We start from the raw sequence: 17,681 nt of genomic DNA, 5'->3' as shown, positions 1-17,681 counted from the left end.
ACTATGAGAATGAGCCTTTTGATGGTTTTATTTACAGCTTTCGTGTTTTTAGTGCCGCCGCCGGATAAATTAGAAGCTGATGATGTGTTTGTGCTTTTTGATACCACAGGGTTTGAAAAACACATTGAAGACGCCGCTGCCGGCGCTAAAATATTTATCAGTCTGCTGTGGGCCGACGACAGGGTTGGACTTGCAGTGCTGGGTGACAATTACACTGTTTTAGCCCCTCTCAGTAAGCCTGCCGACACTATCGGTATTATGGGGGCTTTAGATAACCTTGCGCCATCAGGAAGCTGCTCAAAAAAGTTAACCGGTGCTATCAATGACACCGTCAATTATTTAAGCTCAAAAAACCTCTTAGATAACGGGTTGTCAATCGTATTGTTTGTTGGACAGTCCTGTAAAGAAAAACCTGATGAAAAAGATATTGAAACTCTGTTTGAAACTCTGCAGAATAAGCAAATAAAGATATACGGCATGGGCAAGGTTAAGAACAATCCCGTGGTTGAGGTTATTGCGGAATCAGGCGGGTTATTCATCCCTGTTTCTGAAAATGAAAGCTATGCATCAAACGGGTTAATTCTTTATGAGGCGTTTAAATCCCCTGATTTAATCCCTTTTGAACGTGGTAAGTTTTTTGTTGACGAATCAATTTATGATATAACTCTTGTTAGTGAAAAGCAGAGTAAAGACAATATGTTTTTCATAATCCCGCCTAATTCAAAAAAATATACTAAAAAAGAACATCCTGAAAATGTAACATGGTATTCCTACAACAGATACGAGATCATAAAAATAGCTAATCCACAATATGGTATGTGGAACCTCCAACTCAGCACCACAAAGGAAAACAGGGCATATGTTAACTCAAGCCTGAAAATAATGTCTTCTTTTGATAGCCGCTATGTGCCGGTAAAAAAGAACATACCTTTTAAGGCATGGCTTAAGATGGATGATTTATATATTAAAAACCCTGGTATTCTTAAAAGTATGGAATTTAAAATATTAGCAGCTAAAAAGGATGAAATGGAAACGGAGACAAATCTTCACAGAGGAAAAAACGGCTTTTTGGAAGGAGTTTTTCTTCCTTCCGGGGAGGGTCTCTACAGGATTATATTAAGCGCTGCCGGTAATTCTTTAGTAAGGGGGAAAGCCTTTATTGTGCAGGCTGAGAAGGAATTACACGGCATGTACCCAGGTGCTAAGAGAAAAAATAAAAAAGAAATGACTTTTGTTGATGCTGTAATGGTTTTTCTGTTCATTAACCTTATTTTTTTGGTTGCGGCCTGGGCATACATGAGAAAAGAGACTATTGAGGATTTCATATATCAGATTTCACACAGTGATGAAATAGTAAATATGATTGGTTTTATTCATTCACTTTTAGACAAAAGGAAACAGGTACATAAACATGGTTAGGGTAAATTATTTATTATTCTTATTTTTAATAGAGTTCTGTGTTTTGTTTTTTGGACTTAGTATCCTCTTGTTTATCAGGGGAAGAAGAGAGACGATAAAAATAAAAACAACCGGCGGTAGTTTCAGCGTAGAGGAATTCAGAGATATTCTGAATTCTGAGCTGGAAAAAATGACTGACAATACAGATGCGTTTTCAGAGACGATGGGTGAGGAAGATGTTCAAAAAATAATACAACACCATGTTAGTGAGGCAAAGAAGAACTTTGTCAACTCTGCCATTAAATCATTGGATGAGGGCAAAGGTGATTACCAAAACCTGTGGCACAATCTATATGGATTGTATGAGGAGGTGCTGGAAGCGGTATTTACAAAACTTCAGGCGGTAAGCGGAGAGGCCGGCGGTGTACATGACGAAGATGAGGTTGACCACAGTACTAAGGGGCAGCCCTCAGCCGGTCAGCTTCGGGCGGTATTAGCGGCACAGAAAAGGCTGATGATTGATATTTTAGGCTATAAAGAGGTATTTACAGAGTTAGTGGATGAGTTTGAAAAAATCAAGGCATCCAATGTTAAGATCATGGAGTCGTTTGAGGAGCAGGCGGCCAGTTCCGAAGAACTTCAGATAGTGGCAATGGACCTTGAAAAGGCAAATAAGTACATAGACAAATGCAGTAAGGCGCTGCGTAAAAATATTGAAAATATAAGTAAGAAAATAGAAGATTCAGAGCAGGAACCTTCACTGTTGAAATCACAGGGAAGGGAGCCACGTGGTGATTATACGCAAACCTCTTTAATGGATAACGAAAGTAAGGGGGTACTTGTTGAAGAAGAGATGCAGATATAAATTGCAATAATTTTTCTTTATTTTTATATGTGCTGTTTTTTTATTTTATATACATATTGATTTTACAGGCAAGTTTATGTCAAAATCTTGTACTTTACTTAAGCGACTTCATAAAAGGAGGCTGGACATTATTCTAAGAACGGGTATAATCGCAATTTTTTTAGTTTTAATACTGTCAACCGCTGTAAGTGCGGCGCCGGTAGTGCTTGACCGTGTGGTAGCGGTGATTGATAAGGATGTGATAACGTGGAGTGAGTTGTATAAAATGATGGAATTTGAAATGTCAGACAAGTTAAAGGGCTTAAAACAGAAGGAAAAGCTGGAGATTTTAAAGAGAAATGAACAGCCTGCATTGGAGAAATTTATAGAGATGAGGCTTATAGTGTCTGAGGCAAAGAGAAGGGGAATTGTGGTTTTGCCGAAGGAGCTGGATGCAGCGGTTGATGAGATAAGCAGCAAGTATAAGCTTACAAAAAATGAATTTGTTGCATTATTAAGACAAGAGGGCTTCACACTGGAAGAATACAAAAAAAGTTTGGCTGATCAGATAATGATTCAGAAGGTAACGGCAGCCGAGGTTTTTGGCAAGTTAATGGTAACAGATGAGGAGATCAAAGAACGTACAAAGGGGCTGAATGTCGGCTCTGATGCCGGAAGATACAGAATAAGGGTGATATTACGTTTATATAAAAAAGATGCACAGGAAAACATGAAAGCAGAACAGTTGATGGCGGATATTTATGCTAAATTAGTAAAAGGGGCCGATTTTGGGAACCTTGCAGCACAGTATTCAGAGGGCCCGAATGTTTTAAACGGAGGGGACCTTGGATTTGTAAACAAAGATGAAATGGAAAAAGACCTTGCAGATATAGTAGTCACCATGAAAGAAGGAGAGTTTAGCAAGGTTATACATTCGAGGGCTGACTTTAAAATTGTACAACTGGTAGAAAAACAATTGGCGGAAACACCGGAGAAATATAAGGAAAGCGTTAGAAATGAGATTTTAGATGAAAAAACGAAAAAAGCTTTTAAAGATTTAATAAAATCATTAAAAGACAAGAGAGTTATAAAGATTTTATTGTAAAGTACTCTTAATTATTTTTTATCAAGGAGGGGAGTTTTTGTAGTATTCGAAAAGCCTATGACAAAAGCAGATTTGATAAATATACTATTTGATAATATTGGGCTGCCCAAAAAGGACTCTGAGGAACTCATAGAGATTATCCTGGGGACAATGAAAGAGACTTTTGCCGGTGGAGAGTCAATAAAGATATCTGGATTTGGAACATTCAATGTCAGAAAGAAAAGGTCAAGACGGGGTAGAAACCCTAAGACCGGTGAGGATATAGAGATAACGCCGCGGGTAGTTGTATCATTTCGTCCCAGTAACTATTTAAAGAACAAAGTAGAGTAGTATGTTAAAAGTAAACCAGACAGTTAAACCCTCAGCAGCAAGCAGCACAGATACGTTGGATATACCGCAAAAGCTATTTTATAAGATTGGCGAGGTTAGTCAAATAACAGGTCTTGAACCATATGTTTTGAGGTATTGGGAAACGGAGTTTGTTTTTTTGATGCCCCGTAAAGGGAAGTCCGGACAGCGAATGTACCAGAAAAAAGATATCGAATTGTTGTTAGACATAAAACGTTTATTATATGATGAGCGGTTTACGATAGAAGGGGTGAGAAAGAAGCTTGCCGGCAGACTTGTGGATGAGGAGGCGGAGCAATCCGACACATGCACAAGAGATGTTAAGGATGCAAGAGCAACAATAGAGTTAGTCAAAAGCCGGCTGAGGGATGTACTTAAGAAGTTAAAGAAAATCGGGGCGTAGCGCAGCCTGGATAGCGCACTCGCTTGGGGTGCGAGTGGTCGCCCGTTCAAATCGGGTCGCCCCGACCATTTGCTTTAAAATGGAAATGTATGCTTTATACCAAGCTGCATTCAGAAGTAAACGCAGGCGGCAGGGAGAAAGCGACACCTCCCCTTACAGGGGATTCCCCTTTAGGAGAGACGTTAAGGAGCTTGTGACAATGCCAACAAAGTTAATCGAATGAATACAACTTGGTATTAGCCGATTGAAGGTTACTTGGTATTAGTATCTAAATTCGTGTGGATAATTCTTATTAAACAGGTTATATTTGTAGTACGAGTATTTGTTTAGTTGTCAACCCCTAAAGACAAGAGGGCGGTCATATGGAACTCAATATAAAGCCTCAGAGGAAAGACAGGCGGAAACGCAGGGACATTATTGAAAAACTGGTGTTAGTTGTTTCAGTAATGTGTTGGATTTTGTTTTTGCTTACACTTGCCTATATTAACAATGCAATGCCGGAGCAGCCTACAATCTTTGACCCAAAAGGCGTCTATCGTACTGCCCGTACATACTGGGACCCTGATATGATTTTAAATGCCTTCATTTCTCTCAACACCACACTGGTCTTTTCTTTAATTGGCCTTGCCCTGAATGCTCTGAGAATAAAAAGATCTTCAGACCGTGTTAATCCATCACTTATAATGATGGTTATTCTTTCCCTAATCGGCGTCTTAATTATATACTTCAAATTCTAAGTTTTTTTATTGCTGTTTTTATCGTAATACCAGGTTGCAGTCAAAAGAGTAACAAGGCGGTAAGGAGAAAGCGACGCCTCCCCTCATAGGGGAATCCCCTTTAGGGGAGACGTTGAGGAGCTTTTGACGAAGCCAACGAAGTTAATCGAATGAATGCAACTTGGTATAATAACACATTTCCTTTGCCTGCACTATTTGATAAGAGTTTAAAAAACTTGTAAAGGTGAAGAATTTCTTGATTATATTAAAAAAAACGTTTATAATAATACCGGGTTGTAGTCAGAAATAAACACAGGCGGCTGGGAGAAAGCGGCGCCTTGTTACTCTTTTGACTGCTACTTGGTATTAGACGATGACTGCAACTTGGTATAACTTTTTGTTGGCGTTTCTATACCGGCTTTAATATTAACCCTTAATTACAGTAGTGAGGTTTATTGGATTTCCTCTCAATAATGTTTCCTGTTGCAGGGGTTAAGGTCTCAGTTGTGATCCCTCCGCTTTTTGCCTTTGTACTGTCGTTTTTTACCTCGATGGGAGGGGTCTCAGGTGCAGTTTTGATTTTACCTTTTCAGGTGAGCATTCTGGGTTATACGTTGCCATCGGTAAATTCCACCAATCTGCTTTACAATATTATCGGCATACCGGGCGGCATGTTAAAGTATATACGGGACCGTAAAATGGTCTGGCCTCTTGCGTGGGTAATAACAATAGGAACCATCCCGGGTGTCTTTATCGGTTATTACCTCAGAGTTAAATATATGTCCGATGCCGGAACGTTTAAACTTTTTATCGGCATCGTGCTTGCCTATGTTGGTATAAGGCTTCTAACCGGTGCTCTTACCTCCGCCCATAACACCTCCGGAGGCGCTAAAGCAGGCGCATTCATTGTTACAAACTCCCGCTTCAGCCTCAAAAATGTGGAGTATGAGTTTGTGGGGGAAAAGGTGTCTTTTAGTACGCCGGGCATGTTTACACTGGCCTTTATTGTCGGCATAATAGGGGGAGCTTACGGAATAGGAGGGGGCGCTGTCATTGCCCCTTTTTGCGTTACCATGTTTAAACTTCCGGTTTATACCGTATCGGGACCTGCTCTTATGGGAACTTTTATAACCTCTGTTTTTGGAATACTTTTTTACAGTCTCGTACCGGTATCAGGAGTGACTGCTGGACCGGATTGGCTCCTAGGGTTTCTCTTTGGTATCGGTGGTTTTGCCGGCATGTATCTGGGTGCTAAAACACAAAAACATATGCCCGAAAAATGGATTAAATTTATCCTTTCAATTATTTTTATCTTTATCGCCCTCCAGTATATTTATAAGTTTTTTTAAACTACGTATTCTTTTTGCAGCTAAAGCTTTTTACATTGACATTTTCTATTTATTTTGATATTCTCTACTCATAAAAATAATACTTGTTTTATGCAGAGGTTCTCTGTTGATACAGGGAAAATTATGAATACCTGTTTGGAGGCGGTAATGAAGCAGCGGTTGTTATTTCGGGTGTTAGGTACCATGGGTGGCCGGACATTATTTTAGGAAAAAACAATTGATATGAAACAGACTCCGTATTGTCTCCATTGAAAAACAGACTCCATATTTTTTAAAGAAGACTTCAAAAGGCTGGATTTTTGATGAGAGCCGGAAATGACAGAGAAAAAAGGATTAGAAGATAAATACAAGGGGAGAGTTGCTTAGGAATGAAAGCAGCTTGGGATTAGTTCTTTTTTAGTGGAGTCAATTATAAAGGCAACATAAATTATATTTTTTAATGGAGGCTCTATCAATGAAAACACGGGTACCCCTGTCACTCAAGCTCTATGGTATTGTTGGATTATTATCTGTATCGCTAATGGTTATAGGTGTTTTAGCTTATTTTAGTATTGAGTATATAGAGGGGAGTTTCAAAAAAAGTACAGAAGAAGAGGGTGTTCAAATGGAGGCCGGAATGCAGGCTCAGGTAGAGCTTGGGAATGCTGTTCATAGTTTTAAAAACTATTTACTAAGAAAAAATACTAAATATGTGGATTCATTTCATCAAGCCTTATCTGATTTAAAGAAACAAGTAGAAGTATTTGAGAAAATCTCCAATGATGAAAAAGAAAAAGTTCTTATCAATGAGATTAAGGACCATCTTATTAAATATAATCAAACAATGGATAAACTGATTACCGCCCGTGAGACCAGTGATGATATTGCAGCCATAGATAAGCAGGTAAAAGGAGCTGACAGACAAATAGAGGAAGCTTTGAAAAAACTTGATAGTTTTGCAATGAAATCTTTTGAAGAAAACGTAAAAAAAACTAAGACACTTATCATCAAACTTAAGACACTTATTATGGGGACAACAATTTTAGCATTAATATCGGGAGCTTTATTAACAACAATATTAATACGCAAAATAATGAAAGCAATTTTGTGTTTAAAAGAAACGACCGAAATGGCATCAAATGGCAGCTTAACAACAGACGTCTCGATAGTCAGCAATGACGAAATCGGGGATCTTGCCTTTGCCTTTAATACTATGTTGGGGAGTTTAAGAGGTATCATAAGTAAGATTTTTACGGGAATCAATTTGCTTTCAGAAAGCACGGAAGAACTAACCTCAACATTGAAAATGATATTGCGGATGGTTGATGAGCAAACAAACAAAACCGGGCAAATTTCGACATCATCTGCAGAAATGTCACAAACAGTCGTAGATATAGCAAGAAACGCCTCAGAGATGGCACTGTCGGCAACAAACACGTTGAAAGTTGCCGATGATGGCTCATCAATTGTAACAAAGACAGGAAACGAGGTTCAGGAAATATCCAGGACGGTTATGTCGTTATATGATGTGATAAACTCATTAGGAGAGCGTTCAAAGCAGATTGGTGAAATAATAAATGTTATAAAAGATATAGCTGACCAGACGAACTTGCTTGCCCTCAACGCCGCTATAGAGGCGGCAAGGGCAGGGGAGCAGGGCAGGGGGTTTGCTGTTGTTGCGGATGAAGTTAGAAAGCTAGCTGAAAGAACAGCCAAATCAACAACAGAAATAAGCAGTATGATTAGCTCGATTCAGGATGAAACAGGGAAGGCTATAAAATCAGTACAGGATGGTACAAAAAGAGTGGAAGCAGGGGTTGAGCTTGCTGAACAGGCTAAAATGTCTTTGAATAAAATTGTGGAAACAGTAGGAAATCTCCAGTCAATGGTGCAGCAGATAGCTACCTCAACTGAGGAAATGTCAACTGTCTCCGGCACAATATCTGAAGACATCGAGACCGTGGCCGCTATTTCTAATGAAACTTCCAGCAGCTCACAAAACATACTGGAGTCTGTAAATAAACTCAGGAGCCTATCATCCGACCTCCAAAATATCGCAGGGCAGTTTAACATCGGACAGCATGGTAAAACACTTCATGGGAAATTATTAAATTAAATCCTGTATTTAATGTTATCTTTAATATGTCTTGCTTCTGTGTGAATTGGGCAGAACCGATTTACATTTAATTCCAATTCTAAACTTGGGATAATCCCATCTGAAGTAATACCAATCCCAATAATTAAAGTTGACAGATTCTATAAGAATTTCTTAGAGTATTAACAACACTATCTGAAAAAGGAGGTAATAATATGAAGAGATTTTTACTGTTGTTTTTTTGTGTGTTGTATGTGACGTTATTTTTTTCAACTGCAGTCTCAGCAAGCGTTGGCACTTCCTTACAGGACAGAGGTATGGTAAGCAGTATTTACGGTGATTTCATTGTAGTGGAGCAGCCTTATGTTTTATTAAAAGATGTCCTTACAGGCAGTGTTAATGGCACTGATTTGCTTGCCGCTGCAAAACCGCCTAGAAGAAATCCAAATGCTATGAGGCCAAAGGTTAACCCAAAACCTCAACCCCCTAAAGGTGCTAAGGCGCGTCCACTGCCGCCCAGACGATAAACCTTACGTAGATATTCCCGGGGGGGTATTCTCCCCCCCGGCTGATATTGTTCTGTTGTATTGCCTCAGGCGGCTGTTTTAATCTCTATCTTTCTTGACTTTACCTCTTCCACCTTGGGAAGCACCAGCTTTAAAACTCCATTTTGAAGTTTGGCTTCTATCCTGTCCTTCTGTATCTGATCAGACAGTGTAAAGCTCCTTTCATAATCCCCCACTTTGTACTCGCTATATGACAGTGTGTAGCCCTCCGGCACCACAGGCTCTACAGCCCCGTAAATGGTCAGCACGTTGTCTTTAAGCGTCACATCCACCGTTGCCTCATCCACTCCAGGCATATCCGCCGTAAGCACTATCTCGCCTGCCTTTTCCACTATATCCACAGCCGGTGTATAAACTTTAGATGCCCGCGTCCTCTCAGGTTTTTCCACTGCTGCTGTTTCTTTTAACTCTTGTGTTGCCATTGATGTAAACCTCCTTTTCTTAATTAATTAGCTTTGATTTCGATTTTTCTGGGCTTTTCCGCCTCTGCCATCGGCAGTGTCACTGAAAGTGTGCCTTTTGAAAAATTAGCATCCACCTTAGTTGCGTCAATGTCAAAAGGCAGCGACAGTGTTCTTACAAAATTACCGTGCCATCTCTCTGCTCTGTGATAGGACAGTTGCTCCTCATCCGGCTGTCCTTTGCGGCAACCCTTAAGTGTTAGTGTCTTACCGGTAACGGTTATTTCCATATCCTCAGGTGTGACCCCGGGAATCTCGCAAGTTAAATATGCCCCGTCCTCTTTGCTCCACACATTTACCTGAGGAAATTGCCCGGCAGAGGGCCTCTCAAGGTTTGAAAAGACTCTGTTGATTTCCTTTTGTGCCTCAGCCATTCTTTCCGCTATCCTGCTTTGTACCTTACCAACACTGTCCTCAAAGGCTCCAAACCCACCCCATGGGTCTAACCCTGATAAATTTCTCCCCAATAGACTTCTTCCAAACATAATTCTCTACCTCCTTATCTTTTTTCGGGCTGTTATACTGATACCAAGTAGCCTTCAATGTCCAACTTTGCCGGCATCGTCACAAGCTCCTTAACGTCTCCCCTAAAAAGGGAAATCCCCTGTAAGGGGAGGTGTCGCTTTCTCCTTGCCGCCTCCGTTTACTTTTGACTGCAACTTAGTGTAACAGCTCAGTTTTACTTAATATATCAATTTCCGTGCCAATTGTTTAACTATTTGATAATTAAGGATTTTTTATGTTTGAGGGTATGTTTTATCTGAGGATAATCTTACAAGTAAGGCCAAAATGGCCTATTTAAATAGTGAAATATTGTTAAGTGTTTGAAATTAAAGATTTTTTGGAAAGCATTATTGGAAGGCCAGTTTGGCCTATAGGCAAAGTTGGCCTATTGTGGAGTTTCCCCCTGGTTTAACCGCCGTCTTAACGTGCGGAGTCCGATTTTTAACAGTTGAGCTGTTTTTGTGCGGTTACCGCCCGTGTGTCTTAGTGTTTCAGCTATTATCATATCTGTGGCTTCATTCATCGGTGTACCGATGGGGATAAGTATGCCGTCTCCGGATGGCTCCGGGGTCAGGGATGGTGCAGTTGAGGTAATGTTATCCTCAAGGTGAGGGATTATATGGATTGGCAGCACTTGGGTAGTATCAGGGGGCAGGAGAGTTGCCACGCGTGTCATGACGTTTCTGAGTTCTCTGACGTTACCGCGCCACGGGTATTTTTCCATGAGATCAATTGTGGCCGGGGAGAGGTTAGGGTAGGGGGGGAAGACGCCCTGTTCGTTAAATGCCCGGCTGAGAAAGTAGATCGAAAGGTATGGGATGTCCTCGGTACGCTGCCTCAGAGGAGGCAAATGTATTGGCAAGATGTTGAGTCTGTAGTAGAGGTCATCTCTGAAGAGGCCGTTTTGCACGGATAGCTTCAACTCTCTGCTGGTTGCCGCTATAATCCGTGCATTTATGGAGACAGGGGTTTCTGCTCCCACTCTGTAGATTTGCCCCTCTTCCAAAACCCTGAGCAGTCTTACCTGCAGGGCTAAAGGCATATCACCTATTTCATCAAGAAACAGTGTGCCGTTTGTTGCAGCCTCAAACTTACCCTTACGTGTGCGAATTGCACCGGTAAAAGCGCCTTTTTCGTGGCCGAAGAGTTCGCCCTCTATCAGGGTCTCCGGTATAGCTCCGCAGTTAACAGCTACAAAGGGGCCTGAGGACCTTCTGCTTAAGACGTGTATAGAGCGTGCCACGATTTCCTTTCCTGTGCCGGTCTCTCCGGAAATCAGAACGTTTTGGCCGGAATATGCCATAGCCGGCAGGTTGGCAAGAGCGCGGCGCATAGCCTCCGAGTGAAACTGAAAATATGGTCTTAAGCGTGACACCAAAGGGTCCATTACAGTTAATCCGGTGCTTTCTAGTGGCTCTCTGTTAAATTTCATCTCTGTCATCTGAGCAAATCTGAGGCCGGTTATGTGGCTGTGCAGATAGTCCTCAATCCCGGGAGGAACTATAGAGGCGGCGGCATCACGCATGTTATCCACTGCAAGATAAATCAGCGCTGCAGGATTTGTGGATTTACACTTTTCTATAAAGTTTGCAACTCCATCGCCAATTGTTTTTGAATCTGCAAGAACAATGTCGATACGCTCCTTCATTGACGTATAGAGAGCCGTTTCCACATCTGTAGTAACAAATGTTCTGCCACCGAACTGCTCAAACCTCTCCCCTATATCGTTATAAGTGCGGTTGCTGACAATCAACAGGGAAAGTCCCCTAAGGTCAGGTTTAGCTTGAGTCATGGCCACTCGCTAATATCTGTGTTGTCTCTCTACTGAAGGGTTTTTCCCTCACCTGAGACAACACATCAGCCCTGCTAAGTTTGTTTACTTTTAAAGTGTTCAAGGAATGGCGTTAAAAGTTCAATTGGCAGAGGGAAAATTATTGTCGAATTTTTCTCCGCTGAAATTTCGGTAAGAGTCTGTAAGTATCTTAACTGCAGTGTGCCGGACTCCGATGAAATTACCTTAGCGGCTTCAGCAAGTTTATAGGATGCCTGAAGCTCTCCCTCTGCGTGTATAATCTTAGCGCGCCGTTCTCTTTCCGCTTCAGCCTGTTTGGCTATTGCCCGCTGCATTTCAACAGGTAAATCAACGTTTTTGGTTTCAACTGCCGTCACTTTTATTCCCCACGGTTCAGTCTGCTGATCTATTATCTGCTGAAGGTGGCTGTTAATCTCCTCACGTTTGGAGAGCAGGTCATCCAATTGGCTCTGCCCCAAAGCGCTTCTCAGGGTCGTTTGTGCTATCTGGCTTGTACCGAAATAAAAATCCTCTATTTCAGTTATGGCCTTTATCGGCTCTATTACACGGAAGTACACCACGGCATTGACTTTGACGGTTACGTTGTCTCTGGTAATTACGTCCTGAGAAGGAACATCCATAGTTACAGTTCTCAGGCTGACTCTGACAAGTTTGTCAATTATGGGCAGGATTATGACAAGCCCGGGGCCCTTTACAGGTATCACTCTACCAAGCCTGAACACTACGCCTCTTTCATATTCATTTAAGATTTTAATAGCGCTCCAGAGAAAAAACAATACGGACATCATTATCAACATACCGGTGGAAACATTAAACATGTGGGCCTCCTATTATGAAATTAAAGGGTTTCTGATATTTTCCGTACTTTAAGCTTTAGTCCGGAGACTTCTGTCACTTCCACATCATCACCTTTTTCTATCAGCGTATCACTGCAAGCGCTCCAGAGCTCTCCTCGAACCGACACCATGCCCTCTTTGCCGATAGCTGTCTTGGCAATGGCTTTTGAACCTATAAGGCCATCAATTCCTGTAATGGGTTTTCGTTTGTAAGCTTTATAGGCAAGCCCTATGATTATCGAGAAAAAACCCGCTGTCATTAACACAGTAACAGCTATAAGATAAAGTGAGAGTTTGTAGTACTCAGAGGCATTCTGAAAGAGCATAACCGAGCCTATCGTCATAGAAATAATTCCACCAATCGTAAGCGCTCCGTGAGAGACAAATTTCAGTTCCAGGATAAAAAGCACAAGTGAAAGAACTATCAAAAGCACACCGGCGTAATTAACCGGAAGCGTTTGGAATGAGTAAAAGGCCAGAATCAGGGATATTGCACCGATAATACCTGGAAAAAACGTGCCTGGATTAGTTAGTTCAAAAAACAGTCCCCAAATACCAAGCATCATAAGGATGTAGGCGACGTTAGGGTCTGTGATGATTCCTAAAACAGTGAGTCTGGTGCCCATCTCCTCGTTTGTAATTTTTACGTCTGAGGTGTGAAGGGTTACTGTTTTGTTGTCAATTGTAACGGTTCTGCCGTTGAGCTGTTTAAGCAAATTGTCCCTGTTGTGTGCAACAAGGTCAATTACGTTTAGTTTAAGAGCCTCGGCGTTGGTGATGGAGACGCTTTTTCTTACAGCTTCCTCCGCCCATTTGGCATTGCGTTTTCTTGAGTCACTGATTGATTTTATGTAGGCTACAAAATCGTTTGTTATTTTTTCAGACATGGTATCATCAAGCTCACCGTGCATGGAGACCGGGTGGGCGGCTCCAATATTTGTGCCCGGTGCCATGGCGGCAACATGAGCGGCCATAGTTATAAAAGTGCCGGCTGAGGCTGCCCTTGCCCCCGATGGTGACACATAGACGACAATTGGTACCTTGCTGCGGTTCATTTCCTTTATAATAGCCCTCATAGAGGTATCAAGCCCACCTGGGGTATCCAGCTCTATTATCAGGGCTGTATCATTGGCGTCATTGCTTTTTTCGATAGCGCCGATTATGAACTCACTCATCACGGGACCTACCGCTCCGTTTGCCTTAAGCATTCGAACAGTACCTTTATCCTGACCGTTTAAACCGGAGACGGCCAAAAAGAGTAATATCACACAAAGGCTTAAATGTTTTATTGTTTTGCTCAAGAAGGTCTCCTTCTTCATGATTAATTATACACTAAATTGTGTTTATAAATGAATATCTCTTTATATGGGATTATACCAAGTTGCATTCATTCGATTAACTTTGTTGGCTTTGTCGAAAGCTCCCAGCCACCTCGTTACTCCTTTGACTGCTGCTTGGTATAACCTACTTTGAAAACTTTTTGCTCTCAAGTAATTTTAACTCTTTTTTGATTTCGCTATGGGAAATCCAGCCGTACCCAACACATCCGAGTTTATGGTACAATTCCTCCAAATCACTGTCATTCCACACAGGTTTACCTCTTCGTGCAAGGCTTCCTGAGACGTAAGGAACAGAAGATGCAAGAAAAAGCTCAAGGTAAACGGCAGCGGAGTCATCCCATCTTCCCTCTTTGGCGTCATCTATTTCCCAGTCAAGTGTCCAGAGCTTTATCTCACCGTCATCACCGGCAGAAAACGCCTGCCTGCCATGACGGCTTATTAAGACGGAGTTTATACCTAACTGATGCCCCTTAAACACACGCACACAGGTCTCCGTCCTGATATCCCAAAGCCTTACGGAGTTGTCGTTACTGCCGGAGAGCACAAAGTTGTTGTCGGCACTTATGCTCACCGTGTTGACCCCTGCAGTGTGGCCCTCCAGTATATGTATGCACCTTTCCGCACTCAGGTCCCAAACCCTTATGGTCATATCCTCGCTGCCGGTTACAGCCAGTTTTCCGTTTAAACTTAAAGCAATCGTGTTTATTACATCCGTATGCCCGTCATATGTTGCAAGTATATCCAGAAAATTAGCCGTAGTCATTTGCCAAAGTTTGAGTTTTCTGTCTGCACAACCGGTTATGAAAAATCGGTTATCGGCACTTAGGGAAACAGCCATAACGGGGTCGGGATGGCCGTCATAGGTTCTGATAAGCCGCCCTGAGGCTACATCCCAAACCTTTACGGTTCTGTCATCACCTGAGGATAAGGCAAGGTGGCAGTCATTGCTTAGATACACGCTGCGTACTACTCCCTCATGGGCTTTAAGGGCTCTTATCTGTTTGCCCTTTTTAACATCCCAGAAGCTGATGGTTCTATCCATGGTGCCTGCCATAGCGTAAAGACCGTTTTCACTGAGGTGTACGCTGGTTATGCCGTTTAAAAACCCTTTAAAAGTATTGATTAAATCACCGGTTTCTATATCCCATAGTTTAATTGTTTTATCTACACTGCCTGAGAGCAGGAGCTTGCTGTGGCTGTCAACCGAAATGGAGGTTACAGCTCCGCTGTGGCCTTTAAAGGTTATGCCCTCCCAACCGCCGACAAACGTATGGCGTGGAAAACGCATATACAGTTGCATCCACAGAGACAGTGCCTCGCTGTCGCGGCTATAGCCTCGCTGTGAGCGGGCTTTTCTTAAATGTGCAGCCGCTTTTTTAAAATCATTTTCAATAAAGCACACCTTTGCTTCTTGTATCTGTTCTGTGTAGGCAGCCATAGCTGAAAAAGCCGTCTCACTCTTTAGCACCTGAGAGAGCATCATGGGTGCACGGAAGGATTCCCGGTTGCTGGATACCTCCCAGAATTTCACCAGTTTATCATTACCCCCTGTAACGGCAAATCTGCCATCTTCCGAAAGGGCTACTGCATTTATCGCCTCCAAGTGTCCATCAAAGGTGCGAATACATCTGCCTGTTTCAACCTCCCATTGAATCATTGTCTTGTCATGGCTTACCGATACCAGTGTTTTACCTGTGAAATCTACAAAAACACCGGAGACTGTCTCTCCGTGGCCATGCATGGTTTTAGTGCTGATACGTGAGGTCAAGTCCCATAACCGCACTGTCTTGTCAGCCCCAGCTGAGGCCATTGTACGCCCGTTTTTGCTTACCGACACTGAGTTGACTGCATTAGTGTGCCCTCTGAAGGTATGGAGACATCTCAGGGAGGAAACTTCCCACAGCCGTATTGTGCCGTCTTTACTCGATGAAATCACGTGCTTTCCGTCCTTTGTGAGATAGACTGAGGTTATATCTCCTTTGTGGCCGACAAAAGTCCTCAGATAAGTGCCTGAGTTTGAGTCCCAAAGTTTTATTGTTTCGTCTGAGCTGCCGGATAATGGGTTGCGGCCGCCTTGTTCAATACTTACTGAGGTAACCCCCTCTATGTGGCCCTTAAATGTATGGACGCAGTAGCCGCTTTTAACATCCCATATCCGCACTGTTTTGTCCGCACTGCCGGAGATAATCAGAGTTGCATCGGGCAGCATGGAAGCAGAAAGAATGCCGCCTGTGTGTCCGTGAAAAACTCTCAGGCATGTGCCTGACCCTGTATCCCAAAGACGCAGCGTCATGTCAAGACTTCCCGATACGGCAAACCTGCCGTCTGCACTTAAACCCACTGCCGTAACAGGTTCCTCATGGCCGATAAAGGCTTTAAGGAAGCCCTTTGAGCTGCCCTTTTGTGATTGCGCATACACTATTGCATATCTTATGTCCTCAAGATGTGTTATCGTTTCATCTATTTCCATGAAATATTTTAAGGCAAGCGTGCAGTCATCTCTCTCCAGATGAACAAGCCCTGTTAAGTACTTTACTATGGGATTTTCCTGATGGGAGCGTTGAACTTCCTCAAGTGACCTTACAAGTGCGTTATCGGTAATGTTTGCTCCCCGCCACTGTGTCAGCCCCAGGTTATAGCTGGATTCAGGATGATGGGGTTGAATTCGGAGAGCCTCAGTCCAAAGCCTCTCCGCCTCCTCGTCACGTCCAAGGTCAAGAAGGGACACCGCTCTGTTATTAAGGCTGTCGGCTGTAGCCATACTGACCTCAGGAGCCTTGCGGGCATATTTTTTACCGGTTATCCTTTCGTATGTAATTATAAGCTCCTGTGCTATTTCATTCATGCTCTCAGGACGCTCTACCGGGTTTTCCTTAAAACATCTGCTTAGAAGTTCCGAAATATCATTTGGCATCTCCGGCAGGTTCTTATTGCTAAAGCCATCTCTTATACTCTCCATGTACCAGTTCAGGGCTTCCCCTGCCACAGTGCCCGAGGGCCATGTGACCTCCCCGGTAAACATAACTAAAACAGAAACAGCCCACGACCAAATGTCTGTCTTAAGAGAGAGTTTTTCCTGATTTGCCTGCTCAGGAGAACAGAAAGCCGGTGTCATTCCACCAGGAGTTACTAACTTACTCAAGCCATAGTCCTCAAAGAAACTATCCTGGCCATAGAGCATTCCCACAGCTTTGGCAAGCCCGAAGTCAGTCACCTTGGCTATGCCCTCTGAGGTCATCATGACGTTAGCAGGTTTAACATCCTGGTGAATTAGTCCTTTCTCATGAGCATAGTTAAGGCCCCAGGCAAATTGTATTGAAGCATCAATTACACCCTCCAGTGTGGTTAACTTGCCATCATGAATCCAATCGTTGAGGCTGCCGCCATCCACGTACTCGGCAAAAACCATCGGCACGCCCTCTACCTCACGCACGTAGTAGCAGCTGACTATATGTGGATGAAGGCCCAGGTTGACCCATGTTTCAGCTTCCCGCTCAAAACTCTCAGCCCCCCCGGCCTTTGCCAGCTCTGCTGACTTTGGGCACTTCACTGCAAGGTCAACATTCCACCCCTTGTGCTTTACCTTATACACTTTACCCATGCCACCCTCGCCCAAAAGTCCTGAAACCTCATAAAGGTCTAAAATGACGTCACCAACATTCCACGAACAGCCGGAACCTTTTTCCATCGTCTGAATGGAGGCGCTGGGAAGGCCGCCGCGGAACTTCTCTATTTTAAATGTGCTGCCACACTTTTTACACTTGGCATTTTTACCTGTTAGTGATGTGGAAACACTATATTTGGCACCACAAGTCGGACAAGCCGCTACAATAGACATTGCACCACCTTTATTGTTTTTCCTCTTTCAGTAATAATGTCTGCTCTCATATGACAATGTTTCCAATGATTAGATTCTGCTGTGTA

At 42.8% G+C, this 17,681-nt stretch carries 15 protein-coding genes and 1 tRNA gene; 10 read left to right on the top strand and 6 right to left on the bottom strand.

Going from position 1 to position 17,681, the window contains the following annotated elements; genetic code table 11:
* Positions 1–3: 3 nt before the first annotated feature.
* The 10 genes from H7844_12125 to H7844_12080 all read left to right on the top strand — a co-directional run bounded on the left by H7844_12125 (position 4) and on the right by H7844_12080 (position 8,764).
* Positions 4–1,419: a VWA domain-containing protein gene (locus H7844_12125; protein MEO5358029.1), complete on the top strand. Its 1,416-nt coding sequence runs from the start codon at positions 4–6 to the stop codon at positions 1,417–1,419.
* Positions 1,412–2,263, top strand: a complete 852-nt coding sequence (locus H7844_12120) for a hypothetical protein (GenBank protein ID MEO5358028.1) — start codon at positions 1,412–1,414, stop codon at positions 2,261–2,263. The genes H7844_12125 and H7844_12120 overlap by 8 nt, the downstream gene beginning before the upstream one ends.
* A gap of 76 nt (positions 2,264–2,339) precedes the next feature.
* Positions 2,340–3,347, top strand: a complete 1,008-nt coding sequence (locus H7844_12115; protein MEO5358027.1) for a peptidylprolyl isomerase — start codon at positions 2,340–2,342, stop codon at positions 3,345–3,347.
* 57 nt (positions 3,348–3,404) lie between these two features.
* On the top strand, positions 3,405–3,677 hold the full coding sequence (locus H7844_12110; protein MEO5358026.1) for an integration host factor subunit alpha: 273 nt from the start codon (positions 3,405–3,407) through the stop codon (positions 3,675–3,677).
* A gap of 1 nt (position 3,678) precedes the next feature.
* Positions 3,679–4,098: a MerR family transcriptional regulator gene (locus H7844_12105; protein ID MEO5358025.1), complete on the top strand. Its 420-nt coding sequence runs from the start codon at positions 3,679–3,681 to the stop codon at positions 4,096–4,098.
* A tRNA-Pro gene (locus tag H7844_12100) sits at positions 4,089–4,166 on the top strand. The genes H7844_12105 and H7844_12100 overlap by 10 nt, the downstream gene beginning before the upstream one ends.
* Before the next feature lie 294 nt (positions 4,167–4,460).
* Positions 4,461–4,835: a hypothetical protein gene (locus tag H7844_12095; GenBank protein MEO5358024.1), complete on the top strand. Its 375-nt coding sequence runs from the start codon at positions 4,461–4,463 to the stop codon at positions 4,833–4,835.
* A gap of 449 nt (positions 4,836–5,284) precedes the next feature.
* Positions 5,285–6,163 (top strand): sulfite exporter TauE/SafE family protein, encoded by an 879-nt coding sequence (locus H7844_12090; protein ID MEO5358023.1) that lies wholly within the window; start codon positions 5,285–5,287, stop codon positions 6,161–6,163.
* 454 nt (positions 6,164–6,617) lie between these two features.
* A complete protein-coding gene (locus H7844_12085; protein ID MEO5358022.1) occupies positions 6,618–8,258 on the top strand; it encodes a methyl-accepting chemotaxis protein in 1,641 nt (546 codons plus the stop codon).
* A gap of 194 nt (positions 8,259–8,452) precedes the next feature.
* The gene (locus H7844_12080; GenBank protein ID MEO5358021.1) at positions 8,453–8,764 is read left to right on the top strand and encodes a hypothetical protein; all 312 of its coding nucleotides are present in this window, start codon (positions 8,453–8,455) and stop codon (positions 8,762–8,764) included.
* Positions 8,765–8,829: 65 nt separating this feature from the next.
* Here H7844_12080 and H7844_12075 read toward each other — a convergent pair whose 3' ends face one another.
* From H7844_12075 to H7844_12050, 6 genes are all read right to left on the bottom strand, one after another.
* Positions 8,830–9,225 carry an Hsp20/alpha crystallin family protein gene (locus tag H7844_12075; protein MEO5358020.1) on the bottom strand — a complete coding sequence of 132 codons (396 nt, stop codon included), beginning with the start codon at positions 9,223–9,225 and terminating at the stop codon, positions 8,830–8,832.
* A gap of 23 nt (positions 9,226–9,248) precedes the next feature.
* Positions 9,249–9,749 (bottom strand): Hsp20/alpha crystallin family protein, encoded by a 501-nt coding sequence (locus tag H7844_12070; protein MEO5358019.1) that lies wholly within the window; start codon positions 9,747–9,749, stop codon positions 9,249–9,251.
* Positions 9,750–10,153: 404 nt separating this feature from the next.
* On the bottom strand, positions 10,154–11,560 hold the full coding sequence (locus tag H7844_12065; protein MEO5358018.1) for a sigma-54 dependent transcriptional regulator: 1,407 nt from the start codon (positions 11,558–11,560) through the stop codon (positions 10,154–10,156).
* A gap of 74 nt (positions 11,561–11,634) precedes the next feature.
* Positions 11,635–12,399, bottom strand: a complete 765-nt coding sequence (locus H7844_12060; GenBank protein ID MEO5358017.1) for a slipin family protein — start codon at positions 12,397–12,399, stop codon at positions 11,635–11,637.
* A gap of 20 nt (positions 12,400–12,419) precedes the next feature.
* Positions 12,420–13,718, bottom strand: coding sequence for a nodulation protein NfeD (locus H7844_12055; protein MEO5358016.1), 1,299 nt, complete (start codon positions 13,716–13,718; stop codon positions 12,420–12,422).
* 163 nt (positions 13,719–13,881) lie between these two features.
* Entirely contained in the window at positions 13,882–17,595 is a 3,714-nt protein-coding gene (locus H7844_12050; GenBank protein ID MEO5358015.1) for a protein kinase, read from the bottom strand.
* Positions 17,596–17,681: the final 86 nt, after the last annotated feature.

It is taken from the genome of Nitrospirae bacterium YQR-1 (genome assembly GCA_039908095.1).
In the GTDB taxonomy this organism is placed as follows: Bacteria; Nitrospirota; Thermodesulfovibrionia; order Thermodesulfovibrionales; family Magnetobacteriaceae; genus Magnetomonas.
The sequence above is the reverse complement of the archived record's forward strand: the minus strand, read 5'-3'. Positions and strand labels throughout refer to the sequence as shown.

Coding starts and splice junctions, on each gene's coding strand:
- H7844_12125 (MEO5358029.1), top strand. CDS start 4: ATGAGAATGAGCCTTTTGATGGTTTTATTTACAGCTTTCGTGTTTTTA.
- H7844_12120 (MEO5358028.1), top strand. CDS start 1,412: ATGGTTAGGGTAAATTATTTATTATTCTTATTTTTAATAGAGTTCTGT.
- H7844_12115 (MEO5358027.1), top strand. CDS start 2,340: ATGTCAAAATCTTGTACTTTACTTAAGCGACTTCATAAAAGGAGGCTG.
- H7844_12110 (MEO5358026.1), top strand. CDS start 3,405: ATGACAAAAGCAGATTTGATAAATATACTATTTGATAATATTGGGCTG.
- H7844_12105 (MEO5358025.1), top strand. CDS start 3,679: ATGTTAAAAGTAAACCAGACAGTTAAACCCTCAGCAGCAAGCAGCACA.
- H7844_12095 (MEO5358024.1), top strand. CDS start 4,461: ATGGAACTCAATATAAAGCCTCAGAGGAAAGACAGGCGGAAACGCAGG.
- H7844_12085 (MEO5358022.1), top strand. CDS start 6,618: ATGAAAACACGGGTACCCCTGTCACTCAAGCTCTATGGTATTGTTGGA.
- H7844_12080 (MEO5358021.1), top strand. CDS start 8,453: ATGAAGAGATTTTTACTGTTGTTTTTTTGTGTGTTGTATGTGACGTTA.
- H7844_12075 (MEO5358020.1), bottom strand. CDS start 9,225: ATGGCAACACAAGAGTTAAAAGAAACAGCAGCAGTGGAAAAACCTGAG.
- H7844_12070 (MEO5358019.1), bottom strand. CDS start 9,749: ATGTTTGGAAGAAGTCTATTGGGGAGAAATTTATCAGGGTTAGACCCA.
- H7844_12065 (MEO5358018.1), bottom strand. CDS start 11,560: ATGACTCAAGCTAAACCTGACCTTAGGGGACTTTCCCTGTTGATTGTC.
- H7844_12060 (MEO5358017.1), bottom strand. CDS start 12,399: ATGTTTAATGTTTCCACCGGTATGTTGATAATGATGTCCGTATTGTTT.
- H7844_12050 (MEO5358015.1), bottom strand. CDS start 17,595: ATGTCTATTGTAGCGGCTTGTCCGACTTGTGGTGCCAAATATAGTGTT.